Source organism: Bauldia sp. (assembly GCF_965232525.1).
GTDB lineage: Bacteria > Pseudomonadota > Alphaproteobacteria > Rhizobiales > Kaistiaceae > Bauldia.
Window position 1 is genome coordinate 2,387,489 of sequence record NZ_OZ246980.1, and the last position, 25,991, is coordinate 2,413,479.

20 protein-coding genes are annotated in these 25,991 nt (G+C 61.2%); 11 read left to right on the top strand and 9 right to left on the bottom strand.

All coding sequences use genetic code 11. The features are described from left to right. The first annotated feature begins 85 nt into the window (after positions 1 to 85). The 9 genes from ACO076_RS11350 (at position 86) to ACO076_RS11390 (ending at position 11,718) form a co-directional block, all read left to right on the top strand. The gene (locus tag ACO076_RS11350; protein WP_421722943.1) at positions 86 to 3,250 is read left to right on the top strand and encodes a hypothetical protein; all 3,165 of its coding nucleotides are present in this window, start codon (positions 86 to 88) and stop codon (positions 3,248 to 3,250) included. 129 nt (positions 3,251 to 3,379) lie between these two features. After that, a complete protein-coding gene (locus ACO076_RS11355; protein ID WP_421722944.1) occupies positions 3,380 to 3,652 on the top strand; it encodes a hypothetical protein in 273 nt (90 codons plus the stop codon). Next, positions 3,649 to 4,356: a hypothetical protein gene (locus ACO076_RS11360; RefSeq protein WP_421722945.1), complete on the top strand. Its 708-nt coding sequence runs from the start codon at positions 3,649 to 3,651 to the stop codon at positions 4,354 to 4,356. The genes ACO076_RS11355 and ACO076_RS11360 overlap by 4 nt, the downstream gene beginning before the upstream one ends. Beyond that, positions 4,353 to 4,700: a hypothetical protein gene (locus ACO076_RS11365; protein ID WP_421722946.1), complete on the top strand. Its 348-nt coding sequence runs from the start codon at positions 4,353 to 4,355 to the stop codon at positions 4,698 to 4,700. The genes ACO076_RS11360 and ACO076_RS11365 overlap by 4 nt, the downstream gene beginning before the upstream one ends. Positions 4,701 to 4,939: 239 nt before the next feature. Further along, on the top strand, positions 4,940 to 5,710 hold the full coding sequence (locus ACO076_RS11370; RefSeq protein WP_421722947.1) for a glycoside hydrolase family 19 protein: 771 nt from the start codon (positions 4,940 to 4,942) through the stop codon (positions 5,708 to 5,710). Between the two features lie 24 nt (positions 5,711 to 5,734). Continuing rightward, positions 5,735 to 5,968 (top strand): hypothetical protein, encoded by a 234-nt coding sequence (locus ACO076_RS11375; protein ID WP_421722948.1) that lies wholly within the window; start codon positions 5,735 to 5,737, stop codon positions 5,966 to 5,968. 7 nt (positions 5,969 to 5,975) lie between these two features. Beyond that, entirely contained in the window at positions 5,976 to 6,272 is a 297-nt protein-coding gene (locus ACO076_RS11380; RefSeq protein WP_421722949.1) for a hypothetical protein, read from the top strand. 29 nt (positions 6,273 to 6,301) lie between these two features. After that, on the top strand, positions 6,302 to 6,691 hold the full coding sequence (locus ACO076_RS11385; RefSeq protein WP_421722950.1) for a hypothetical protein: 390 nt from the start codon (positions 6,302 to 6,304) through the stop codon (positions 6,689 to 6,691). A 560-nt stretch (positions 6,692 to 7,251) separates the two neighbouring features. Then, positions 7,252 to 11,718 carry a DUF7507 domain-containing protein gene (locus tag ACO076_RS11390; protein WP_421722951.1) on the top strand — a complete coding sequence of 1,489 codons (4,467 nt, stop codon included), beginning with the start codon at positions 7,252 to 7,254 and terminating at the stop codon, positions 11,716 to 11,718. Positions 11,719 to 11,852: 134 nt separating this feature from the next. Here ACO076_RS11390 and ACO076_RS11395 read toward each other — a convergent pair whose 3' ends face one another. Further along, complete coding sequence (locus ACO076_RS11395) at positions 11,853 to 13,367, bottom strand: sulfatase (protein WP_421722952.1); 1,515 nt, start codon at positions 13,365 to 13,367, stop codon at positions 11,853 to 11,855. Between the two features lie 242 nt (positions 13,368 to 13,609). Between ACO076_RS11395 and ACO076_RS11400 the strand changes: the two genes are divergently transcribed. Then, positions 13,610 to 14,494 (top strand): aldose 1-epimerase, encoded by an 885-nt coding sequence (locus tag ACO076_RS11400; protein ID WP_421722953.1) that lies wholly within the window; start codon positions 13,610 to 13,612, stop codon positions 14,492 to 14,494. Between the two features lie 20 nt (positions 14,495 to 14,514). Here the strand turns inward: ACO076_RS11400 and ACO076_RS11405 are convergent, their stop codons facing one another. Further along, complete coding sequence (locus tag ACO076_RS11405) at positions 14,515 to 15,516, bottom strand: 4-hydroxyproline epimerase (protein WP_421722954.1); 1,002 nt, start codon at positions 15,514 to 15,516, stop codon at positions 14,515 to 14,517. Between the two features lie 139 nt (positions 15,517 to 15,655). Between ACO076_RS11405 and ACO076_RS11410 the strand changes: the two genes are divergently transcribed. Continuing rightward, a complete protein-coding gene (locus ACO076_RS11410; RefSeq protein ID WP_421722955.1) occupies positions 15,656 to 16,744 on the top strand; it encodes a LacI family transcriptional regulator in 1,089 nt (362 codons plus the stop codon). Here the strand turns inward: ACO076_RS11410 and ACO076_RS11415 are convergent. The 7 genes from ACO076_RS11415 to ACO076_RS11445 all read right to left on the bottom strand — a co-directional run bounded on the left by ACO076_RS11415 (position 16,741) and on the right by ACO076_RS11445 (position 25,882). After that, positions 16,741 to 17,847: an ABC transporter ATP-binding protein gene (locus ACO076_RS11415; protein WP_421722956.1), complete on the bottom strand. Its 1,107-nt coding sequence runs from the start codon at positions 17,845 to 17,847 to the stop codon at positions 16,741 to 16,743. The genes ACO076_RS11410 and ACO076_RS11415 overlap by 4 nt on opposite strands. Positions 17,848 to 17,887: 40 nt before the next feature. Next, a complete protein-coding gene (locus tag ACO076_RS11420; protein ID WP_421722957.1) occupies positions 17,888 to 20,944 on the bottom strand; it encodes an alpha-mannosidase in 3,057 nt (1,018 codons plus the stop codon). Between the two features lie 95 nt (positions 20,945 to 21,039). Continuing rightward, on the bottom strand, positions 21,040 to 21,882 hold the full coding sequence (locus ACO076_RS11425) for a carbohydrate ABC transporter permease (RefSeq protein ID WP_421722958.1): 843 nt from the start codon (positions 21,880 to 21,882) through the stop codon (positions 21,040 to 21,042). Positions 21,883 to 21,887: 5 nt separating this feature from the next. Further along, positions 21,888 to 22,820, bottom strand: a complete 933-nt coding sequence (locus ACO076_RS11430; RefSeq protein ID WP_421722959.1) for a carbohydrate ABC transporter permease — start codon at positions 22,818 to 22,820, stop codon at positions 21,888 to 21,890. Positions 22,821 to 22,914: 94 nt separating this feature from the next. Next, complete coding sequence (locus tag ACO076_RS11435; RefSeq protein WP_421722960.1) at positions 22,915 to 24,219, bottom strand: extracellular solute-binding protein; 1,305 nt, start codon at positions 24,217 to 24,219, stop codon at positions 22,915 to 22,917. 254 nt (positions 24,220 to 24,473) lie between these two features. After that, the gene (locus tag ACO076_RS11440; RefSeq protein WP_421722961.1) at positions 24,474 to 25,400 is read right to left on the bottom strand and encodes a hypothetical protein; all 927 of its coding nucleotides are present in this window, start codon (positions 25,398 to 25,400) and stop codon (positions 24,474 to 24,476) included. Next, complete coding sequence (locus tag ACO076_RS11445; RefSeq protein WP_421722962.1) at positions 25,397 to 25,882, bottom strand: DUF6932 family protein; 486 nt, start codon at positions 25,880 to 25,882, stop codon at positions 25,397 to 25,399. Before ACO076_RS11445 ends, ACO076_RS11440 begins: the two co-directional genes overlap by 4 nt. Positions 25,883 to 25,991: the final 109 nt, after the last annotated feature.

Below are 25,991 nucleotides of genomic sequence, written 5' to 3' on the forward strand. Positions count from 1 at the left end.
TAGTCGACAAGACTTCGGACGACCGGCAACCGCGGCGGTTCTCCACGATGCTTTCCAACACTAAACCAAATCTGGATGCATGAAGATGGCTCAGAACGAAACGATCGGCGGCTTCAGCGACACCGAGCTTGATGCGATCGGCGCATATCTTCCAGACTTGCTTCGTGTCCCGGGTATGTCTCCATCAGAGCTGACGGCGTTTCGCCGACGCGTCCAACAGGATCAGAACTCGTTCAGTCGCCAGTTTGTCCAAGGCCTGATTTCTGATGTCGTGGACGGCTCAGTCACGACGGATGACATTCTTGGTGTAGAGGTTCTGTTGCCCCGGTCGCCGGGGGAACCATCAGCGCCACCCGATATCGAAAAATACAAGCCGCATCTCGAGGAAGCGGGCGAAATGTCGGCGGACGAATTGATTCAGAAGTTTCAGATCTTTGACCGCGATCCGTCGCCTGCGACACGGGATTTACTCAAATACTTGACATTGGGAGTGGTGGACGGGTCGGTGACTCCTGAAGACATCGACGAGCGTTTTCCGACACCCGTTCCGCTGCCGCGTCTTCGGCCGGATTCGCCTTTGCCGAGCCCCCGGCCGGACGTGGACTTTCGTGACCCTGTCCAAAGAGCGATCGAAGAGCTTCCCGGCCCCATCAATATCGACCAGCACAGGGCAGGGCTGAAAGATATTCAGAGGATGCCTCCGGAGGCCTTTCGCTCGTTTGTTCAAACCTTTGATGACGAACCGAACCCCGCCAATCTCAATGTACTCAGGCATATGGCGTACGGGATCAGGGACGGGAAGTATCGTTACGAGGACCTCGGTGACCACTATCCAATAGCAGTCCCATTGCCACGCCCCCGGCCGACGCGAAACTATTTTGCCCTGGGCGATCCGCCTGCCGGGATATCGAACGAGGCGATCGATGAGGCCATCAACGAAAGAGAAAATGCCCGGGCGGATCTGGCGGCTCTTTCTGAGCTCGATGAGCGAAATCGCAAGCTTCTGACTTGGAGATATCCCGATTTATCGGAGGGGGATATAGGGCTTCTTGTGACGAAGAAACAGTTTGCGGCTGGGGCAGCTCGGCTAAAGGCCGCGGAAGATACACTTGCTCGCTACAACATGGGCGTATTGGAATCCAGCGATGAGCTTCTTGCCAAGGCCAAGGAACTCTATGCTCTCGCTCCGGATGCTGTTCCGTTTCAAAGCAATGCGGTGTTTGAAACCGCCAAAGGCGTGGGCCGAGGTTTGGGCGTAAAACTCGGCAACATGATGATACATACCTCAGCTTCGCTGGGGAACCGCACGATGACGCAAGATCGTTTCATCGAGCAAATCAAGCAAGTACCCGAAATGTCCGACGAGGAGTTTTGGGACCTTCGCATGAACGTGATCGACGCTCTAGAGCGTGAACCAAACCCAGATTGGGAGTTACTCTTCCAGATTGACTCCCTTAGAGAAGGGGCGGGGACCGTGGAGGAAATCTTCCCAGACCCGAAGCCACTAAAAGACAGATGGGGTGTCAGACGGGGAGTCGAGGTTCGTGACGCGGCACAAGAGTGGTTAGCGCCCGCGGAGGGGTGGGAGGACTCTTGGGTCAGCTACCTAAGCAACGTTGTCGGCTCGGAGATTGGTCGCGGAGGGCCGCTCTTGGGGCTCATCGTCGGCGGCTTTGCAGGCTCCGGAGGACAGATATACGATGGGCTCAAGGCTAACGAGGCGGCAATAGACTCTGGCGGGCAGGTCTTATCGGATGATCAAATCCGAGATCGTGCGCGGCCGGCTGGTATCATAGGTACCCTACCAACATTTGTTGATTTGCTCGCCCCGGACGTGGGCTCGTCTGGGCGCCGGAAGTGGTGGAAACCATTCGCCGAAGTCGGGCGCGAAGTCGTCTTTAGCGGCATTGGAGGCGCTACCGAGGCGAAACTCCAGGAGATGATCTACGGCTCGGAACCAGTCGAAAGCGCTGGCGATGCCGCTTTGGAAAGCGGCACCGGGGCGGGCATTGTTACTGGGGTCGAAGAAGGAGCAAAAGCAGCAAGGGACTTTCTGTCCAAGCGACGCCGAAGTGGGACAAATTCCTCGACACCTCCGCCGGGCGAAGGCGGGCCGCTGACGCGCGATGAAGGCTACCGATACCTTCAGCACGGTGGAGAGAGCACTGAAATCGAGCCCTGGGATCTGGGGCTAGATCGGCCCGCGGGGCAGCCAGCGCCCAACGTGCCGCCCTTGACGGTTCCTGCCGACCCATCCGGCGGCCCGGTCTTTGCGCCGGGGGGGCTCGGAGATCGTTCGGATTCGCGATTTGACGACGTCTACCCCCAGAACGCTGGCCGCGGAGGGGTGCGCTTTGCGCCGAGTTCGGGATTGGGGGGAACTGCGCCGGCGTCAGGATCGCTTGGGCTTTACGTGCCCAAGGCGGAGCCGGCCGGTGCCATCCGCGTCGCGTCCGCGTCGCCGGACGATGCCGCCCGGTTGGCAGCAGCTGCGGGCTTTGGTTCGACCCAGCCGCAGCCCGTGTCGTCAGCATGGACCCAGTCGAATCCGCTGTTTCCGGACGGTGGTGGCTCTGGTGCTGGCTGGTCGGCTTCGATGGCCTCGGAGTCGCCCGCTTCAGGCGGCCGGGTGGCGTCAACTGGATCTGGAGCGATGCATCCGGCGCTCAATCCGTCGACCACAGTGCAGCAGGCTCCCCCGGCGCCTTCCCATAGCCGCCCGACGGAGGCGACGGCACCGGCACCGGCACCAGGAACGCACCCCAATGCCCCGCATCCCCATGCACCGGCTAGTGGCGCGGCGACCAACCCATTCACACAGGCGGTGCGGAATTTGGTCGACGCCACCATGCAGGTCGCCGAGATGGGAAGCCTTGCAAGCGGGATCGGCAGCGCGCTCGGGTCTTCTCTTGGCGGGCCGATCGGCAGTGCGCTCGGGTCTTCCCTTGGCGGTGCGGGCGGGTCGTTCGGCAGCGCCTTCGGGTCTTCATTTGGTGGCGGCGCCGGGCCGTTTGGCAGAGCGCCGACCACCGGGGGGCCGATGGGCTCACCGGGGATGACGGGAAGCGTTTCCGGTTCAGGACCGTACAACAGCTCGACTGGCAGCGACTATGTTCAGTCGCAAAACTTCCAGTCGGCCAATTTTGATTCCACCAGTGGTGGTTCAAACTACGACTACTTCACCGATCCGGACTCCGGCACCGGCGGCTATGTCGACAACCAAGGCGACGTCCACACCTACGACATCTGACACAGAGGTTACGTGATGGCGCTTCTTGGAAATCGGAGCGGTGCTGGGCTGTTTGGCGGCTCAACGTCGCCGCGCTTCGCTCCCGCCGGATGGAGGCCGGGCTATACGTGGAAGGGCCCGGAAATAGGCGTGCCGTACATCGCGCCGGGCTCATCCGGGTACGATTGGCCCGGTGCGCGGCCAACGACGGAGTGGGTCGAGGCACTCGCAATCCCGAACTCTCCTTACTCCGCCCAAGAGCACGCCCCCGACGTGCCCGCCGTTTTCGATGCGACGACGGGCGAACGACTGGCGCCGATGGGAGCAGTCGACGTGTTCGAGTGGATGTGGCGGCTGGGCTACCGCGAACCCAATGTTGTCTCCGCCCCCTTCTACAGCCAGCCCCCCGGGCCACTCCGATGACGGCCCGCGTGAAGCTCAACGTCAGTGCGTTCGCGCGAACGTTTCTCGACGATGCCGATGCTGCCGCGGTGCGATCGACCCTCGGTGTCGCGGCGCTTGGCGTGCTCAACAATGTCCAGGTGCTCGCCGGCTCCGGCACGCTCACCTTCACCGCCGGAACCACAAAACACCTGACCATCCTCACCGGCGGTGGTGGAGGTGGTGGCGGTGCCGGTGACGTGAATCAGAACGTCGGTGCCGGTGGCGGCGGCGGGGCAACGGCATTCGTTGTTTCCAGTGACCTGACTTCCCGGACCTACGGCACTGGAGCCGGCGGCGGCGGTGGCGGGTCCGGCGGCGGCAACGGGAGCAGCGGCGGCCAGACTTTCATCACCGGCTTGGCCACGGCCAATGGCGGCGGCGGCGGCGATGGATCGGACCAGTCCAATTGTGATGGTGGGGCTGGAGCGGATGTGACGACGGGCGCGTTGTGGACAGTCGCTGGGAACGGCGGCCAGGGCGTTAGGCAAGGTAGTCCGTCTGCGGGCGGTGCAGGCGGTGGAAGTTTCTGGTGCGGCGGAGCGTTGGGTAGAGGTTCTGCTGGCAACGGGTCCAATGCGAAGGCCTATGGCGGCGGCGGTGGTGGTCCACGCCGGTCGAGCGGGGTCAACCGACCTGGCGGCGATGGCAGTGACGGCATCATCGTCGTCCTGGAGTTCCGATGAGACGAGTGTTTGCGCAGGTTATCGACAATGAAGTCGTGAACCGGATCGTTGTACGCGGCGATTTGCCGGAGGACTGGCCGGATCGGGATCAGTGGATGCCTGCCGACGATACGATGCAGATCGGGGCGAGGCGTGAGATGGACGGTGTGTTCACGATGCCGGTCAAGTCACGCGATCCGCAACGGGACGCAGAGGCAGCCGAGGAGCGGGACCGCGCCATGCTGATGGAGGCGATGCTCGAGGATTTCGCACGCCACCGGGCAGGGGACGGGACGGCCGACGCGGCGGTGCGAAGCGCGGCGACCCGCCATGTGACGCGGCGCGTAAACGAACGCAGTCCATAGGCTCGCCGACCGCACGGACAGGTACGGTGAGGGTGGGCCGGCCCCGAACGCCGCACAGTAAGGCGATACCACCGTTCGGAGTTTCGCGGCCGCGCGGCTTGGCCGGTGCTGCCTTTTTTATCGTCCGGTTACCTCGTCACATGCCGGCCTGCGAACAGTGGTCGCAGGCCTGACACCGCTGGCCCGGTGAAAGCCCTCGTAGCGGCGCTTCAGCGCCGCTTTTTCGTTCAGGAGGTACGATGTTGAACCGCAAAGCGTTCTTCGATGCCGTCCGGCAAGCGCCCTTTCCCGGGCGCCTGAGCCAAGGACAAGTCGACGGCATGAATGCAATCCTGTCGGAATGGGATGCCCGAGGCCTCACCGACTTGCGGCATCTCGCCTACATGCTGGCCACAGCGTTCCATGAAACCGCTCGGAAGATGCAGCCCATCAACGAGTACGGTGGGGCCGCCTACTTCCGTCGGATGTACGACATTCGCGGTTCGCGCCCTCACGTTGCCCGATCCCTCGGCAATACCGTGCCCGGCGATGGCGTCAAGTTCCACGGTCGCGGGTATGTCCAGCTCACGGGTCGCGCGAACTATCGGAAGGCCAGCCAGAAGCTGGGCGTCGACTTCATCGCCGATCCCGATCGGGTGATGGAGCCCCGCCTTGCCGCGACGATCATGTTCGTCGGTATGGAGGAAGGCTGGTTCACCGGTAAGAAGCTATCCGACTACATCAACGATCGGCGGGTCGATTACCGCAACGCGCGCCGGATCATCAACGGACTCGACCGAGCGTCGACGATCGCCGGCTACGCCGAGGCGTTTCACGGTGCGCTGATGAAAGCGGCTGTTGCCGGCACACCGACGCAGCCGCGGAAGCCGCTCACGCTGCCCGATGATCAACCGCCAACCGACAAGCCAAAGCCCGACTCGTCGTTGACCGGGGCGCCTGCGCAGGTCGCATTCGCGCTCGTCGTTCTCGTCGTGATCGCGGTCGGCCTCAAGGCGTTCGGCGTCATCTGACCAGCTTCAAGAAGGAACTGCATCATGCTGAGTCTGCTCGTCGGCGCTTTGGCCGACGTCTTCTCCACCCGTGCCCTCAAGGGCCACGCAGCCGGCCTCGCGACGGCGCTCGCGGTCTCCGGCGACCGCGCCGTTGACGCCTTCGCCACGGGCTTTGCGGACGGCTTCCTCCCCCATTTGACGTCGTTAGGAGTCACCGTGGGAGCTTACGCCGGTGGGTATCTGGTCACTTGGCTTACGCCCAACAAAGGTGACTGAACCCGCGATGACCGGCGCATCTCGGCCCAAGGAAAGAACTGACGCGATCAACGGATGGCATCTCGACAAACGTGTGCCCCTGGCGATGATCTTCGCCATCGTCATCCAGACCATCGGCATCGTTGCCTTTGTCGCGCAGCTCGAAAACCGCGTCTCTCATCTTGAGGAGAACGATGCTCGGGCCGCGTCCATGGATCTCTCCGGTCGGATCATCCGGGTCGAGACCCAACTTCATGGCTTGAACGAGACGACCGATCGGATCGAGCGCAAGGTCGACAGCCTGATCGATCGCGCGGGGCGGTAGACGGACGTACCACCTGAAAGGAACGAATCATGTTCACCCGCACCATTCTGGCCGCGGCCGCTTTGCTCTGCCTGTCTGTGTCTTTGAGCGTAGCTCAACCACCCAGCGAAGGCTTCCATGGTCATATCGTCAACCGGCCGGTCCTACACTGTTGGACCGAGCCCGACGTGCGAGAGTTAGTCGGTGAGTACCAAGCCGATTTCGATGCCGGCTTTGCCCTGTTCAAGACGAAGCACGCTGCCGGCCGTTGCGGGATCATTCGACGCCTGGGACCAGTGCGTGTCAGCGATGTCGAACTGATGGGGCCGGTCGACCTCGGTAAGGGTAAGCGCGCGGTGCTTTGGATTGTTAAGGTCAGCAACGGCGCGAAACAAACATGGATCGTTTACGACGAACCGGCACCTGATACACTCGCTTAGATTTTTGTAGCGGCGATCGTCGTTCTTCGGTGGCCGATTCTCCACCTCACAATAATGTTATTGGCCCCCGACTTCGTTCACGAAGTCGGGGGCCGTTTTTCGTTTCGGTTGTATCACATAGGTGCCGACCTCAATCATCCGGAGCAAGGCGTATATTGCCGGCGGGAAGCAGGGAATCGCGTATTTCTAGAGAATTTTAGACGAGTAAGCACCCGGTCAGTTGGTTCGATCCGGTCGTTTGTTCACTCATGGGCGTATTCAATCAAGGGGTGCAATAGCTGATGTCAAAAGGTCGACCTTTCCGAGGTTATACTGTGAACAAACAGCGATCATTAACATCGTTTCAGACATTAATAAACTTTTAGGACAATTCATCACGTACCTGCGTTATACGGCCTCCCCAATGGGCTGAGATCTTTTTTGTTGTGCGGATAGGCTGTGCTGAGTCAGGCGCAGACCCGCAACAGTTCGATCTGCCTAAGTCTAGTTCGTCCCAATCCGGCCTTTCTGATGAAAGTCCGGAAGCGATGAACGCTGGCCAAAAAGGGGTCGACATTACGATGGCTGTGACAACTAACAAATCCGACTATTCGCCAGGTGAATATGCGACGATTACGGGTAGTGTCAGCAACGGCGGCGCTCTCCGCCTGCAGGTGTCTCACGTAGATGGGCCTGGTACAGATGGCATCTTCGGTACAGGCGACGACTACCTGGATGCCGGCCTGAACGCTGCGAGCAGTGATCACAGTCTTTTCGTTGTTGTCGATGGCGGCTGGGGTGATCTCGATGGCGAGGTCAATGGCCAGATCACCGTCGAATGGTATGTGAACCCGGACGACTCGCTCGGTGAACGGTTCCTCGTTGAGGCGCAGGAAGTCGAGGCGGGCGCCGACGGAACCTTGGGTACCTCTGACGATATCGACGTTGGCGAGGCGAGCTTCGCGACTTTCACCGACAGCCTGCCGGATCCGATCCAGACCTACTACATCCCGATGCCGGAATCGGCGCTGTTCACCAGTTTCGACACCATCAACTCCAATGCCTCCGGGAACGTCACGACGCTGATCGGAATCAGTATCGCGGCGCCGGGGACCATCATCTACTACGATCATTGGGAGGACGGTTACGAGCCCGATATCACCAACCCCACGCCGGGTGGCACGACGGAGATTTGGGGCGACGGCGATACAAGCAACGGCGAAGCCCCCGGGATCGCGGGCGATGTCTTCGTTGGCGGCGAAACCATCATTCTGGAGAATGTTGTCCTCTCCGGCGTGGTCGATGACTACGATGGTGGCGACCGCATCGAAGCATCCTTTCCGATTGCCATAACCCGCGCAGCCTATCCGGAAACCCCGGGGTCGCTCCTTGCCGGTGCAGTCGAAGTCTTGAGCACTGACGATTGGGGAACCGAGTACATTGTGCCGGTTGGCGAAGACACGCCGGACAGCAGCGGCACGCAACCGTTTGACTACGCCGCCATCTACGTCATGGCCGGCAGCGACGACACTGAAGTTATGCTCAACGGTGTCCTACAGGCAACGCTCGATCAGGGTGAGAGCCTGGTGATCAACTCGGTCAATCAGGGCGACGTGATTACCGCCGAAAATGCCATCACTGATGAGCCACAGGAGATCCAGGTCCAGCTCGTCACCGGTGATCCTGGCTCAACCTACGAAATGCGGTGGTACTCGCTGACGCCAAGCGATGAGTGGACCGACGACTACTACGCGCCGTTCGCCGAAGAGGCGGGACCCACCGGTTTCTGGTTCTACAATCCGAACGAGTCGGAAATCACGATCAACTATGGGATCGAGGGCAACGCCAACGCTGGAAGTTTCGATGTCGCCGGCAAATCCTCCAAGTTCATCGAGATCGGTAACAGCGACGGCGACAATATCGACCTGGATGGCATCACCGGCATGCGCTTCTTCGCCGACGAGGGCGAAGAGTTCTTCGCGTTGTCACAGATCGACACTGACGGCGGCGGTGCGATCTACGATTGGGGTTATCCGCTCATCCCATCCAATCAGTTGACCTCGCAGGCGCTGATCGGGCTCGGATACGGCACGACAGACAATGATGGAACCGCCGCCAGAAGCGTCGTCTGGGTGACCCCGGTTGCAGCCGCGACCATCACCGTTGACTACAATGGCGATGGTAGTTTCGTGCAGACGTTTGACCTCAATGCCCTCGAGAGCCTGCAGCTCATCGATCCCAATGATCAGGATATGTCGGGGGCGCTGATTACCGCAGTGTCCAATGAGCCAGATACATTGGGCGAACCGGTGAACATCGCCGTGGCCTGGGGACAGAATCCGGCGCTGTCCTTCTCGGGTGACGACGACGCGCTGGATCTCGGGACGGTCGTTCCGGCACTGCCCGACATCACGGCCCAGAAAAATGCTTCGCTGTTCATCGACAACGACCAGGACGGCAAATTCGATCCTGGCGATACGATTGAGTACACGATCACGGTTCTCAATATCTCACCCGTCGACATTGGCGCCGGTGGCTACAACATCGTCGACTTCATCACGCCGCTCCTCGACAACGCGATCTACGATCCGAACCTCGGCCACAAGGTGACCTACACCTATGTGACCGATCCCGGCGACGACAAAGAGTACGGAACCACGGATGACAAGACGGAGACGATCACGATCCCGGACAATTTCGGTGTCGACGGGACGGACTTCCCACTAGACGGTGACGGTTACGACAGCACGGACGAACTCTCGGGCAACAGCGAGGTCGAGGGCATCCGGGGCGAGAGCCACACCTTCACCTTCCAGGTGAAGATCAAGAATTTCGAGGAACTCGAGCCGGGTACAAAGAATCTCGTCAATACCGGCGAATTGCGGATCAACGACGAGACCTATGAAGAGCTCGAGGCGACCGTACCGCTCGATTTCGAGGCAAAGATCGAGATCGAAAAGGCAACAAACGGTTCGGACGCCGACACTCCGACAGGCCCTGAGATCACCGTTGGCGGCGACGTGGTCTGGACCTATTTCGTCAAGAATACCGGCAACGTTCTCCTGACCGACATCCTGGTCACCGACTCCGACAATGACGTGGACCCGATCGCGGTTGTCGGAAATGAAGGCTTCAACGTCGGCGATATCGACAAAGACGGCATCCTCGACTTTGATGAGGAGTGGGAGTACGAGGCCAAGGGTATCGCCGAGGAGGGGCCGTACAGCAACATCGGTACGGCAACCGGCAAAGCGGTCTACGAGCCTGAGGACGGTGAAGATCCTGTTCCGGTGGAGGGGGTGGAGGATCCGAAGGATACCGATCCGAGCCACTACATCGGCAAGGCGCCGCCACCCGTACCGTCATACGATATCATTAAGACAGTGCTGAACGTCGGCAATGACGGCCCGGATGGCGTCGCCGACGAAGCGGGTGACGTGATCGAGTACCAGATCGATGTCGTCAACACCGGTCAGGTCGCCATCACCGACGTCGTGCTCACGGACGATCTGCTGCAGGGCGAAAATGGCGAGTTGGACGACGACCCAACCGGCGACAACAACGTGAACGGCATTCTCGACGTCGGGGAAACGTGGACCTATCTCGGCCAGTACACTGTCCAGCAGGTCGACCTGGATACGAAGGGTGACTCGGCGGATGGCGGTGACAATGAGGATGGCGATATCGACAACATCGCCATCGTGACCGGCAAGACCCCCGACGGCGATCTGCCGCCCAAGTCCGATCATGAGGATGTGCCACTCGTCTACAACCCGGCGGCGACGATCGACAAGACGGTGCTCGATGTTGGTGGGAAGGGACCGAACGGTATCGCCGACCTTGCCGATATCATCACCTATCAGATCGTGGTGGAGAACACCGGCAACATCACCATCGACGACTGGATGCTGAAGGACGACCTGCTGCAGAACGATGCGAACGGCGATCTCGGCGACTTGGTCGAGTCAGGCGGTGATCCGGCGCTCAACGACAATGGCATCCTCGACGTCGGCGAGACCTTCACCTGGATCGGTACCTACGAAGTCCAGCAGTCGGACATCGATGACCAGGGTGGTGGCGACGGCGACATCGACAACAAGGCGATCTTCTGGAGCCCGGCCGGGGACATCAAGGACAAGGTCGAAACGCCGCTCCACTATTGCCCGAAGATCGAGGTCGACAAAGAGGTGCTTGACGTCGCTGGGCAGGGACCGAAAGGATCGGTCGAGAACGTCGGTGACGTGATCACCTATCAGATCACGATGCACAATTCGGGGAATGCGACCGCCTTTGATGCCATCATCAAGGACAAGATGCTGGTACCGCCGAACGGCGAACTCGGCGAAGTCGTCGAGACCGGTGGAACCGGAACCAATAACGACGGCCACCTCGATCCCAATGAGACCTGGACCGTGATCGGCACCTACACGGTGACAGAGGAAGATCTCAACACCAACGGCGGTGGTGACGGCGACATCGACAACACTGGCATTGGCTGGACCGATTTCGGGGATGTTTTCGACTCGGTGTCGACCGACATCGGAGGTGGCGTCAAAATCAAGGGCACCAAAAAGGCCGACAAAATCGACAAGAACAACGGGGTCGACGGCAAGTTCGCTACGGATCTGGGCGATCAGATCTTCGGCAGGAAGGGCAACGACAAAATCAAGGCCCTTGCCGGGAACGACTGGATTTCCGGCGGCGAAGGCAAAGACAAGCTGACCGGCGGTGACGGCGAGGACCGGTTCTTTTTCGGTGAGAAACTGAAGTCAAGCAACAAGGACAAGATCACCGACTTTGAGGTTGGCATCGATATGATCATCCTCGACAGCAGCGTGTTCAAGGGCCTCAAAACCGGCGATCTGAAAGAGAAGTATTTCCGGGTTGGCAGCAAGGCCAAGGACAAGGATCACAAGATCATCTACGACAAGGATGAAGGCACGTTTGCCTTCGATCAGGATGGAAAAAAAGGCGGACACGACGCCAAGGTCTTTGCCACGGTCGGCAAACTCAGCGGTCTCGACGAGACGTCGTTCTACGTCGTCTGATCGAACCAATTGTCATCATCGCTTTGGCCCGGCTGGCGTTTGCCAGCCGGGCTTTTTTTCATGTTTCACGTGCCGATATCCAGGATGCTTGGCGCCTCAAGATGCAGCCGACTCGTCTGCCACAAAACCCGTCGTCAGAGGTGCGGATCGAGACCAATCCGACTGAAGGCTTCTGGAGGCGCCTCGTTACGCCTCATCAGTTCCAACATCAGCCCTTCGAGGCGGCCGATGATCTCCGGCGCATCGATCGGGCTTAGCTGCCCCGGATCGGTTTCGAGGTCGTAGAGGACCGTTGTCGTGTCCTCGTGCAGACCATGCACGTCGACCCGCCCATCGGCTGCCTTGCGGGCCGGCATCTTCATCAGTTTCAGCCCGTCGGTGAACCCAAACGGTTCGGCAAGTTCCAGGCCAGCCAATTCGTTGTGGCCGAAGAAGCTGCGCTGGTGCATGGGCATCAGGGTGTACTCGTAGATGTCCTGCTCGAAGATGTTTTCCGGATAGCGGAAATAGGTGTAACGCCCGTCGGTGACGTTCACGGCGCCGCCGAACATCCCATAGAGTAGTCCCTCATGCCGGTCAGCCGACTCTGCGACGGCTGGGATCAGTGAGAGCCCCTCGGCGGTATCGGGGATCGCCGTTTCGAAAAGATCGAGCAGCGTTGGCATGACGTCCATCGTCTGAGTGAGCGCGCCCCGGGCTTCGCCGCCTCGGTCAGCATAAGCCGGGTGGTAGACGAGGAGGGGAATGTTGGCGATCTCATTGTAGAACGGCATCTTGTTCTTGGCCCACCAGTCATGCTCGCCGAGCAGAAAGCCGTGATCGGTCGTGGCGATCAGAACCGTGTCCGACCACAAGTCGCGCTCGTCGAAGAAGTCGAGAACCTTGCCGAGATATTCGTCGCACATCGTCGTGAGTGCGGCGTAGTTCGCTCGGAGTTCCTCGATCTCGTGGGCATCCTCCGACAGCCGGTCATAGCGCGGCCAATCGAGGATCGGTCCTTGGTAGCCGGATGGATATTCCTGCCGAAACCGGGGTGGCGCGTAGAACGGCTCGTGCGGGTCGAAGCACTCGATCTGAAGGATCCAGTCATCACGGTCGTGATTTCGGTCGAGGAAATCCAATCCGGCGGCGATACACTTGACCAGCGGGAAATCACTCTCCTCGCGAATGAACTCCCGGTTCATCATGTATGGCAGGTAGCGGTCGTCCTGCAGATCGTACTGATTGTCGTGGTACATCTCGCGGAATCGCTCGAGTGGCGGCTGCACCATCGCCTTCCAGCGATCCGCCTCCTGACCCCGGATAAACTCCCAGCTCGAATACTGGGTGTGGTAGGTGCCGCCGCCTTCGTAGAAGTAATGCAGGTGATCGGACACCAGGTGGCTGTGGACACCCCGGTCGCGAAGGATGGCAATCGCGGAGCGATCGTAGGGCTCCAACGGACCCCAACTGCGGTGTAGGAAGTTCAGCCGTCCCGTGTGCATGTCGCGCCGTGCCGGCATGCATGGCATGGATCCGACATAGTGATTGTTGAAGCGGACGGCGCGTTCGCCGAAACGGGAGAAGTTGGGCGTCCGAATGTTGCTGCCGCCATAGCACTGCAGTGCCCGCTTGTTGAGGGAATCGAATAGGAGGAAGACGACCTTCATCTATGGGGCTCCATGGTCTCGGCGAGCGCTCTCGAAAACCTATAAGGCGACTGAGAAAACGACGCAGCGACGGGCATCGTCACTGCCGGACAGCGTCGCACACCTACCGTCTTGGTGGCTACGCAAAACCGGCGAATCTGTCGTCCCCTTTCGCCTCCTCGGTGCCGGGACACGCGACTGGTGGGCAGGCACCTCTTTATGGATGATAGGGTTCGAGTCGCAGAACCATGGAGCCATGAACCGTGTCGATCGAAATCGGCAACGCGTCGCTCAGCCTGATGACCATTCCGGAAACCGGAGGCGCGCTCACGCGCTTCGACTGGCTGCGTGATGGCGCGCGAGTCCCCGTCTTCCGTCCAGCATCGGAAACCACCATCGCCGAGCAGGGTTTGCTGGCCGCCGCGATGTTTCCGATGGTGCCGTTCGTGAACCGGATACCAGGGAATGTTCTGACCGCCGGAGACCAGCGGTACGCAATCACGCCGAACTTCGACGAGCCCTGGGCGTTGCACGGATGCGGGTGGCAGATGCCATGGACGGTGGAGGCATCAACGGCCGACAGCCTGACACTTGGCCTGGAGGTTGATGGAAAGTCCTTCGCGTTTCCTTTCCTGGCAAGGCAGATCTTCAGCCTTGATGGCAAAGCGCTGGTCGCGGCGATCGAGGTGCGGAACACTGGGCGGGAAACTGTGCCCATTGGTTTCGGCTTCCATCCCTACCTTCCGCTTGGGAACACAACGCTGAGGTTCGAGGCCGAGTTCTTTTGGCTTGAGGGCCCCGGGTACCTGCCGACCGACGCGATCTCGATTCCGCCGGAGCTATCCTTCGATGTTGCTCGCCCGGTGCCGCAGCGATGGCGGAACAACTGCTACACGGGATGGAACGGAAAAGCTTTGGTCGGGCAACCTGAACTCGGCTACGACCTGACGATCGAGGCTGACCCGGTGTTCACCGACCTGATGTTGTTCACTGCCGGCGATGGTGAAACTTTCGCCCTTGAGCCGCAGACCAACACCGTAGCCGCGGTCTCGACGGCACGCACCGAGCCCCGCCAGAACCCAATGCGCCTGCTCGAGCCCGGCGACACCCTGGCAGGAAGCTGTCGATTTGCGGTTATCCCGCATTAGTTGGGCACGAGCGCCGGTCGTCACGTCACCGAAAACCCCTTCACGAATGGGTCGCGGTCATCGAGAAAGATCGTGTTGTAGCCCGTGATCCACGCCTGACCGGCGATTGAGGGGACCACCGCGTCAAACGGCCCGACCGTTGCCTCGGCTTCGACCCGGCCGTGAAACAGGCTCCCGATGATGCTCTCGTGGATGAAGGAGTCGCCGACAGAGAGGTCGCCACGCGCCGTAAGCTGGGCGATCCGCGCCGATGTTCCCGTGCCGCATGGAGATCGATCGATGGCGTTGTCACCGTAGAAGACGGCGTTGCGCCCGTTCGCTGACGCGTGTTTCGGCGCACCGGTCCACATGACATGGTGCAAGCCCGCTATCGCTGGATCGTTCGGATGGACAAACGTATGCGCATCGTTGATGCGATCGCGAACGATGGGCGAAAGTCGCCGGATGTCGTTGGCCGAAAGGACATCGAGATCGCGGTAATTTGGCTGAGGTTCGAAGATCGCGTAGAAGTTGCCGCCGTAGGCAACGTCGAACGAAAGAGTACCGAGTTGCGGCACGTCGACGGTCAAGCCGGTCGTGTAGACAAAGCTCGGCACGTTGCGAATTCGGACCTGCGCCACGTTGCCGGTCTCGTCGCGGTCGTAGTTCGCCTCGACAATTCCGGCCGGGACCTCCAGCCGCAACGTTCCTTCGTGAGCTGGCGTGACCAAGCCTTCCTCGATCAGGACGGTGATGGTGCCGATTGCCCCGTGGCCGCACATCGGCAGGCAGCCCGATGTCTCGATAAACAGAATCGAAGCGTCCACATCGTCGCGTATGGGTGGGTAGAGAATGGCGCCGGACATCATGTCGTGGCCCCGCGGCTCGAACATGAGCCCGGTCCGAATCCAATCGAAATCGGCTTGGAAGTGTTCGCGCCGAGCGCTCATCGTTTCGCCTCGCAGCACCGGGCCGCCGCCGACGACGACCCGAACCGGGTTGCCGGCCGTATGGGCATCGACGCAGAAAAAGGTTTGCTTCATGTCTTTGCGCTCATGACAGTAACGTTGGTCGCCATTTCGGTTTCAGCGAGTGGCTGTTGCCGGCTAACGTCTGATGACATAGATTCTTTTTCTTTTCGCACGGGTCAGTCGTGCTTTCGAACTGTGGAACGAGAGGCTTGTGAGCGGACCGAACAAACGTCGCCGCAAACGAACGGCCACTAGCGCTGACAGCGCAGCATCGGCGCGACCGACGCTCAAGACCATATCGAAGATGACCGGTCTCGGGGTCACGACCGTTTCACGGGCACTGAAGAACGGTCCCGAGCTCAGCGCCGAGACACGGGCCCTGGTCCAGTCGGTTGCGTCCGATATCGGCTATCGCCCTAACCGGGCCGGGGTTCGGTTGCGAACCGGTCGGACGATGGTGATCGGATTGGTCCTCGACCAGAGCGTGACCATCGCCGAGTTCGAGCGACGCATCATTCTCGGGGTGTCGAGCGTTCTGAAAAACACCGACTACCATTTGGTCGTGACACCTGTGCTCGACGGCGCGCATGTCATGGAGCCGGTTCGATACATGGTCGACAACGCCGCCGCGGACGGGCTCATATTCACGCACACCCGGCCCCGCGACGAGCGTGCTCAGTTCCTGCTGGATCGCCAGTTTCCGTTTGTGAGCCACGGGCGCACGGAGTTGGCCGAAGAGCATCCTTTCTACGATTTCGACAACGGTCGGTTTGTCGAGGAAGCGGTCAACCGACTGGCGGCGCGGGGACGGCGGCGGCTCGCGATGGTCATCCCCCCTGATATACTGACGTGCGCGCGGCACATGCTCGACGGCTTCCGCAAAGCCGGGGCGCGCGTGGAGGTCGAAACGATTGCCATGACGGGCGTCGACCTCGATAGCGACCCTGATGTGTTCCGATCCGCCGCCCGTGCCATGGCCTCCGGCCCGAACGCGCCGGATGGGGTGATCTGCGGAAACGAGACCCGCTGCGTTCCCTTGCTCGCGGGCCTTCGTGACGCCGGGATGGTCCTTGGTCGTGATGTCGATGTCATAGCCAAGGAGACGTCCGACCTTCTCGACCACCTCGATCCGCCGGTCGATTCCTTTAAGGAAGATCTTATCTTCGCCGGCGGGGAGGTCGCTCGATTGCTCCTCCGACGGATCGAAGGCGCGCCGGTGCGGGAACTCCAGTCGATCGTGGCGCCGCAATTTCATCCGCGCATGGCGCGCCGCGACTCTTCGTTGTCAGCCGCGAGCTAAAGCGCGTTCCCAGTTTGCGGTTCGAACAGGTGCATGTGATCGAGGTGGGCGTGAAGGCGCATTGTCGAGCCAACCGACGGCGCAGCGATCGCGCTGACACGGCAAACGATCTCCGTATTGCCAATCCGACTAAAGATAAGCGTGTCCGAACCGAGCGGTTCGGCGATATCGACACCGATATCGAGTGGGACCGCGGCCTCGGCCTCGCGACTTTCATCCGTCCACGTGTTGGTGAGGTCCTCGGGGCGTAGGCCAAAAACGACCGGTTTACCCACATGAGGACCATAGCGTTCGGCGCGGGACGGCGGCACGCGCAGTCGCGGTCCGCCGTCGGGAACGACGACAATGTCGTTGCCGTCGGTTTCAAGCCGTGCGTCCAGAAAATTCATCGTCGGCGATCCGATGAAGCCGGCGACGAACCGATTGGCCGGCGTCGCGTATAGATCGTCGGGCGTCCCGACCTGCTCGATGCGGCCATCGCGCAACGCGACAATGCGATCCGCGAGCGTCATCGCCTCGGTCTGATCGTGCGTGACATAAACGCTGGTCGCCCGGAACGTCATGTGCAAGCGCTTGATCTGTGTGCGCATTTCGACGCGCAGCTTGGCGTCGAGGTTGGAAAGCGGCTCGTCGAAGAGGAATAATTCAGGTTCCCGCGCGATCGCCCGGCCAATCGCGACCCGTTGCCGCTGTCCGCCCGAGAGCTGTTTCGGCTTTCGTTCGAGTAGTTCTTCGATCTGCAGAATCTCTGCCGTCCGACGCACGGCTTCAGCGATCTGGTCGCGTGGCGTATCGCGCATTTTCAGGCCAAAGCCTAGGTTCTGCCGCACCGACATGTGCGGGTAGAGCGCGTAGTCCTGGAACACCATGGCGATGTCGCGATCGCGCGGCGCGTCGTCGTTGACGACCCGATCGTTGATGACGATGTCGCCGCCGGTCACCGTTTCTAGGCCAGCGATCATCCTGAGGATGGTGCTCTTGCCGCAGCCGGACGGGCCCACCAGAACGACGAACTCGCCGTCGTTGATCTCGAAATCGATACCGTGGACGACCTGAAGCTCGCCGTACTTCTTGAACAGCTGCTTAACGACGACTTGGGCCATCAGATCATCTCCCCACAAGGCACGACGGCAGTGACCGACATTATGGACTCCTTTGAAGCTTCCACGTGCGTAGTTTAAACGGCGTGAAATAGGCCTCGGCTGATCCGTTCGACTGCTCGAGCAGATCAGTTTCTTCGCCGAGCTGCCATCCGTCGGGCAATGTTACCTGCACAGGTCCGCGGGCACCCGCCGGCTCATAGAGCCGTAGCAGCAAGCCATCGCCGTCCTCGGTCGGTTTGAAGGCGCTGACCGCGAGGTCAAGCCCATCGACATCGGCGGCGGTCCACACCGAGTCAACTGCTGTTTGGACAGGCTGGCCAACGAGTGGCTGGTTGAGATCCTCCGCTTCGGCCAACACGCCGCCGGTCAACCAATCACCAGCGTGAGGGTACAGGGCGTAGGTGAAGCTCTGTCTCCCCTCATCGGCGAGCGGATCCGGGAACACCGGCGAACGCAAGAGGCTCAGGCCGAGTTCGTTATGTAGAGCGTGATGGCCATACTTACCGTCATTGAGTAAGGCGACCCCATAGCCGTGTTCGCTCAGGTCAGCGAAGCGGTGGCCGGCAACTTCGAAGCGGGCGGTTTCCCACGAGGTGTTGCGGCGGGTCGACCGTTGGATCACGCCGTGAGCGCACTCGAAGGTCGCTTGATCGGCGCGTATGGCCAGCGGGAACCTCGCCTTCAGCAAGACGCGACGTTCATGCCAATCGATGTCGGTCTTGATGTCGAGGCGAGCGGAATTGGCCCACAGGCGCAGCGTCTGGACAATTTCGCTGTCGCGATATCGGCGAACGATTCGGATCGCGGCGCGATGTGGGCCTTCTTCAATGATTTGGTGGGCGGACGTTGAGGCGATTTCCTCGCCGCTGTCAGTGTGGGTCTCGTCGATATCCCACGCATCCCAGTTGCGCGGCTTGTCGACATAGGTCCAGATCTGATTGCCGCGACCGGCTAACACCTCGCGATCATTGCGTTTATCGTACACGCTGGCGAGGGTGCCATCGGGCGCCAGTGTCACCCGGAGATGTGCATTCTCCAGCCGATCCGGCGCCACGACGAGTCCCGACGGGGGTGCGACGTCGGTCGCGACGACCGCCGACAGTCCCGCGACGGACCGGTCGACAGCCACGACGGTTCCGCCGTCGACGGCCTGTCCGCCGGGCATATCGGCACTCGTCTCCAACCGGATCGGGCGCGGGGACAGATCCGGATTGATCACCAGTATCCCCGGCTTGTCTCCGCGCTCGACCACCTTGTCGGCGATGACCGCGAGACGATCCGCGATCACGTCCTCGCCGGCAGCAACGGCATCGGCCAATTCGGTCTCGGCGAGCTCGTAGACCTCGCGGATGCTCGACCCCGGCAGGATGTCGTGGAATTGATTGCGCAGGATCAGGTGCCACTTGTCTTCGAGCGACGGTGCGATCGACTCGCCAAGCATCGTCGCCATCGAAGACAGCGTCTCGGCGGTGATCAGCGCGCGCTCGGCGCGGCGGTGGAGAAACTTGGTCCGACCTTGGGTCGTCAGCGTTCCGCGATGGAGCTCCAGATAAATCTCGCCGACCCACACAGGTGTGTCCGGGTCGCCGTCCGCCTCACGAACTGCAGAATCGAACCACTCGCCGACGTGGACGGGACGAAGGGCCGGCACAACCGGAAAGTCGCCGAGCTGCTGTTGGCGATCGAGCATCTCCTCGGTCGGTCCGCCGCCGCCGTCTCCATAGCCAAATGCGAGGAGGCTCTCGGGAAAGCGATGCTTGCCGCGGAAGTTGCGCCAGGTTTCTATTGTGGCACGCGGCCCGATCTTGGCGTTGTAGCCTTCGCCGGGGTTGTCATAGGTGTGCGCCAGGACCCGGCTGCCGTCGATGCCCTCCCACCAGAAATGGTCGTAGGGCATCTTGTTGGTCTCGGACCAGTTGACCTTGATTGTGAAGAAGCCCGTGACGCCGGCCTGGCGCAGGATCTGGGGCATAGCCGGCGAAAAGCCGAAACAGTCCGGCAGCCAGCAAACGTTGTGACGTCGACCGAAGGTCTTCTCGAAGTAACGCTGGCCGTAGAGCACCTGGCGAACCAGCGACTCGCCGGTCGGCATGTTGGTGTCAGGTTCCACCCACATGGCGCCGAGCGGCTCCCATTGACCGTCGGCGACCTTCTCGCGGATGCGCCCCATCAGGGCCGGATCGTCTTCCTCAATGAAGGTGTAGAGTTGAGCGGTGGACTGGTTGAACCGGAAGCCGGGATTGCGGTCCATGAGCGCGATCATCGTGTGGAACGTCCGGACCGCCTTACGCCGGGTTTCGGCCAGCGGCCAAAGCCAGGCGAGGTCGATGTGGGCGTGGCCGGTGATCGCGAGCTGGCCATCCTGAGGGTAGCGCCCTTTCAGCGCTGAAAGCCTGTCGCGCAACAGAGCCGCGGCGGCGGAGACGGACGCTCGCTGAGCGTCGTTCAGCCCGGCCGGGTCGGGGGTGAGATCCGGCGGCAGTTGCCAGACCCTCTGCATTTCCACGCCAGGGGCGACGCGAGCGACATACTCTTCCGTTGCCGACGGCCAATCGAGGGCGGCCAGGGCTTCGGCTCCGGCCGCGACCAGAGGTGCCGAGACTTCGTGGTCACCGAGCACATCGACGGTCTCCACGATCTGACGGAGAAGGAGGGTGAACGCGATCAGTTCCGGCTCAATCCAGGACAGCTGCGCGCGGGTGAGACTGGCATCGCGGTTCGGTACACCGAACGGGAGGCGGGCCACACACTCCGCCGAAACACGGAACGAGCGCTCCTTCAGCGGAAATCGCTGGTGGTAGGGATCAAGGCCAAACCCCTCGGTGACCTCGCCGGGATAGGCGAGGGTGACCAGACCCTCGCCGCCAAGGTCGAGGTCAAGCCGGGTCTGGTCCAGGGGCCAATCCTCTGGCACCGAGACGTCGTCATGAGCCAACGTGACGACACCATCCCGCGTTGGCCAACCGGCGCCCACCGCGATCGATTCACCGTTGAAGGTCCAATCGGTCAAAGGATGGGACGCCCGGACCGTCCAGAGCTCGAGTTCACTCAGTCGCTTGCGGAGTGCGTCGTTTCGTTGCCGGTTGGTCAATGTCATGCGTGGATTAGTCCTTGGTCAATAATGTTGGCTTTCGCGGACGAGGCCGCCAAAGGGAAGGGCTCTCGATACATGGCGGGGCAGTGCGATGGCGCTCAGCCTTTCACCGCGCCGGCCATCAAAGCACCGATGATGAAGCGCTGAAGCACCAGGAAGACGACGACGGCGGGGACGATCGACAGCACGCTCGCCGCCGCCAGAAGCTGCGTCGACGTGTTGTTGTAGGTCCCCTGGAAATTGAAGATGCCGACGGCGATCGGCAGCAGGTTCGGCTTGCTGATCAGGATGAACGGCACGATGAACTGCGACCATCCCAGGATAGCGTTAAGAACGAACGCCGAGGTCAATCCGGGCAAGCTGAGCGGCAGGATCACGCGCATGAACGCGCCGAACCGCGTGCAGCCATCGATCATGGCCGCGTCTTCGAGACTCTGCGGAATTCCGTCAAGGAAGCCCTTCAGCATCCAGGTGAACAACGGCGCCGCGACGGCGATGTAGATGAGTGATGCACCGAAGTGGCTGTCGGTGAGGCCGACCCCGTCCATGTACCGATAAAGCGGCACCATGATCACTAGTGGCGAGATCATCTGAAAGGCGAGCAGGCCGATCATCACCAGATGACGGCGGCGAAAGCGGAAGCGCGAGAGCGCGTAAGCAGCCGGTGTCGCAAAGAGGAGCGCGCCGAAAGCGCCGGCCAGAGAGAGCTTCAGACCGTTCCAGAGATACGTTGGAAACAAAGGGTTCTCGAGCGCCGCGGTATAGTTGTCCAGCGTCGGTGCTTCCGGCCAGAGCCTGATTTCGCTGATGTAGATCTCGGCGCTCGTGCGGAGCGACAGCGAAATCAGCCAGATCAGCGGCCCGGCGAAAAAGAGGCAGATCACGCCGTAGGCGAGATACGTTCCAGCATCGGCGATTCGGGCGCGGCGGGTGGCAGACACGAGTATCAGTTCTCCTTCGGCAGAAGACGAACGTAGAAGAACGTGAAGGCGATGCTGATCAGCAGAAGCACGACCGCCAGAACCGAGCCGCTCGAGAGGTCGAAGTTTCGGAAGACGGTGTTGTAGGCGTAGAGCGCCAGCACCTCCGTCGCGCGACCAGGGCCGCCTCCGGTCAGCGGCAGGATCAGATCGAAGGTGTTCAACGTGAAGATGCTGATCAGGATTGTGTTGATCAGCATGATTGGCCGCAGCTGCGGCAGCGTGATGTAGCGGAATTGCCGGAAAGCCGTCGCGCCGTCCACGGACGCCGCCTCATAGAGGCTCCGCGGGATCACAAGCAGTCCCGCATAGAGCAGGATCATGCTGAAAGCCGTGCCGCGCCAAACGTTGGCGATCACGGCAGACCAGATCGCCATGTCCGGATCCGACAACCAGGCGACCGGCGAAAGGCCGACGGCGCGAAGAACGCCGTTGAAGAAGCCATAGCTCGCTTCGTTGAACATCAGTTGCCAGACGATACCGGCCGCGACGCCTGGAACGATCCACGAGGCGAGGATGATGACGCGAACAAACGACACGCCCGGCAGGTTTCTTTGCTTGCCGCGATAAAGCGCGAGCGCCACCAGCAGCCCCAGTGCGAGCTGCAGAACCACGCTGGCGGCGACAAACACGAGCGTGACCCAGAGGATTTCGGGCAGGTCGGGATTGCCGATGACGGCGCCGTAGCTTTCGGTGGTGTACTCGAAGTCCGGATTGAGCAGCGTCGCGTCGGTGAAACTGTACCGGATGACGTCAAGCGCCGGATAGATGTAGGTGGCGAACAAAAGAAGAGCCAGCGGGGCAACCCAGATCAAGGGTCGATCCGCCAGTCGGCGGCGCTCCGGTCGATCGTGACGGACCGCAGTAGGAGAAGCGCTGGCCGGAAGCGTTTGGCTCATGAAGGGCTCCCGAGAGATGAAACCGTACCGCACTCCGGGACGCCCGGGCAACCGATACGCTAGCTGCCCGGGCGAGGAGGGAGCGCGAACGCTCTCAGAGCTTGTCGTACGCGTCCATTACACGGGCCCACGCTTCGTCAAGCGCCGTTTCCGGCTCTTCGCTGCCTGACAAAACTTCGCCCATCATGATCTGGATCTGGTTCGAGATCTCCGGATAGATCGGCACGCCCGGCCGTGCCCGGCCGTTGACCAGATATTCCTTCAACTGATCAAAGTAGGGGTCCTGATAGCGCGGCAGCGACTCGAACAGCGACTGCCGGGTCGGCAGATCGCCGATCACCTCGTTGGCCGGACCCATGTACACTTCCTTCATGAGGTTAGCGCACATTTCGATCTTCGCCGGATCGTCGCTGAACGCGGCGACAGTCCAGCCGCCGGTCCCGGTCGCTTTCTGGTCCGGAGTCGGGCCGGGAAGTTCCGAAACCGCCCACTTCTCGAACTCAGCCGCTTCCATTGCTTCCTGAAGCTGGAAGCGCTGCCAGTGACCGCCGACGAACGACGCCGCCGTGCCGGCGATCGCCGCGGCGTTGAAGTCATCGTAGTTCTGGATCGTTGCGACACGCCGCGGTGCAGCGCCGCTATCGACGAGGTTCTTGTAGAAGTTCAGCGCGTTCAGCATCTTCTCGCGATCTTCGCCTTCGCCGAAGGTGGGCTTGCCGCTTTCGTCGACGAGGTTGCCGCCCTGACTCCAGAATTGGGCGAGCCAATCGAACGCGGTGCCTTCCCAACGTCCGCCGTTGAAAAGAACGCCTTCCTGACCCTGCTCGGCAGCCGCCGACGCGGCGGCTTGGAGGTCTTCCCAAGTGACCGGGGCGTCGGCCATGACTTCCGTGTTGCGATGGAACACGCGGAGGTCAGTTCCCCACCACCAGGCATAGATTTCGCCGTCGGTTCCGGTGATTCCTGCCCGGACAAACGGGAACAAATCGTCGATCTCCTCGCGGGAGAAGTACTGCGTCACCGGCCTCAGGGCGTCATTGGCCATGAACAACGCTAGCTGAAACGAATCGACGGTCACGCAATCTGGTGCCCGTCCGGCACGAGCCTGTTCGAGCAAGCGAGCGTGCTCGCCGCCGATGTCGCTGGTGAAGAACTCGAACTGGACCTGCCAGTCGGGGTGATTCTGTGCGAACTCCTCCCACACAACCTTGAAGGCTGCGTTCTGTTCGGCGCTCGGGCTGTTGGGCGACTGGTTCGGGTTCGCCCGCATCGTCAGCACGTTCGGTGCGTCGGGGCTGCCGACGCGATCGCTGGTGACCAGTTCCTGCGCGGCGGCGCCCACGGCAAAACCGGCCAGGATCGTGGTCGTCAGAAGTGCTGACAGTATTGGCTTGTGCATCAATTCTCTCCCTTTTGCCGGCGCCGATGCCGCGCATTACCCACTTCACCGGCCGATCTTTGTGCTCCCTTCGGCTGGAGGTAGGGGTTGTCAAGCGCGTGACGCCTTCGGACAGTATGCGGGCATTCGCTTCGATCTGCAACGTTACAGATCGCGGTCCGACATTGCGGGCTCATCCACGAGCTCGGTTAAGCAGCGGCTGCCGTGCTGTCCGGATCGTGCCGATCGCGTCGCCGAGGTGGTCGGCTCCGAACTCAGGAGGAGAGCAGAGACAGGAGCGCCCAGGATTCGGCTCTGCGGCCCGTCACATAATCGACGGTTGTCGTGCGCGCCAATGAAGCCGAGACCGCAGTGTTGATCCCCCAAGTCTCGCTTCTGGGAAAATCGTCGGCAAGGCTACCGGCGATTTGCCCGCCGTCGCTCAAGTCGAGCCGAAACGTGCCGTCTGCGGTGTCGAGCCCGACCAGTCGACCAGTGTAGTCGAGTGTTTCGACAAGGTCGTCGGCGCTCGACTCGATCAGTGTCCTCAGATTCGCGGCCTGCATGGATGGGATCGTTGTCATGTGGATCCCTTCGTAGGTCTTTCGCCATGTGATCGTTGTCTTGATGCTCTCAACGACGCAAAGACTGACCCATTGATGAAGGGTAGCGATTGCCAACAGGCCCGTGCGGTCGGCGAACTCCGTGACATCTTCCGTGGTGCGGAGGCGGAACAACGCGAACACCAGCTCGAACGCGAGGTCGAGATCGCTCCGGATCGCCAGCAGCCGTTCGTTGGGGATGGTCAGCACAACGGTTCCCGGCGGGGATGGGCTGGTCGCCAACGTCATCGCCGCCGGACCGTCTGCCTCCGGCGCGTCGTCGCCGACCTTCGGTCCGTGACGCACAGCGTTGAACACGGCGGTGACAATCGTTTGGAGGAAGAGCAGCGACCGTGCGACCGTCGCCGCGTCCGCTGCGTTCGCCTCGTTTTCGCGTTCGATCTGTAGCTGAACGAGGTCCAGCTGACCGGCAGCAAGGTCCTTGTCGACCTCCCGTTCGAGGTCGTCCCTTCGCTTGCGGATCGAACCGAGGTTGACGTCCTGGATCGCGTCGGGATCCTCGCCGGCCAGCAGGGCGAGATCGGCGAGGGTACGATCGGAATCGGTCAGGTTGGCGAGAATGTCCTGGAGGCGGCTCATGACCGCTCCAGAGTCGGGACGAGAATCTCGGCTACACCGCGTTTGGGGCCGCGGCCGGTGCCGAACTGCCGCATCCAATAGCGCAGGACGGTGTCGTAGTCGTACCGGTCCGCATCGATAACCAGCCCGTAGTTGTCGCAGCGATATCGGGCGAAGAGTGACTCGCCTCGGAACCAATCGAAGAAGTCGCGCTGGTCGTCGGACAAAGCCTCGAATATCGACTCGACAAGAACCATTGCGATACACAGGCCGTCGGGGTCTGGCTCCTCGGTCAGGAAGTCGCCGGCGATCCACATGCGGGCCGGGATGCTCGTCCGGTTGGCGAGTGTGATGATCGTCGACACTGTCTTCATCAGCCCGGGTCGGGTCAACGAGCCGGGAAAGTACTCGACGCACAAGCGCTCCAGACCGGCGAGATCGGTCTGATGGAAGCCCACCGGCAGCAGCGGCGCTGAAGATTCTGGTTGCCCCTGAAGGTTCATTGTCGACCTGGCTTGGGCCGCGGTCGGCGGCCGCCCGTTCGGCAAAACGCGCCTTCCATAGCGCAGCCGATCGGCAATGTGTATCGGAAAAGGAACAACGCGTGCGCAG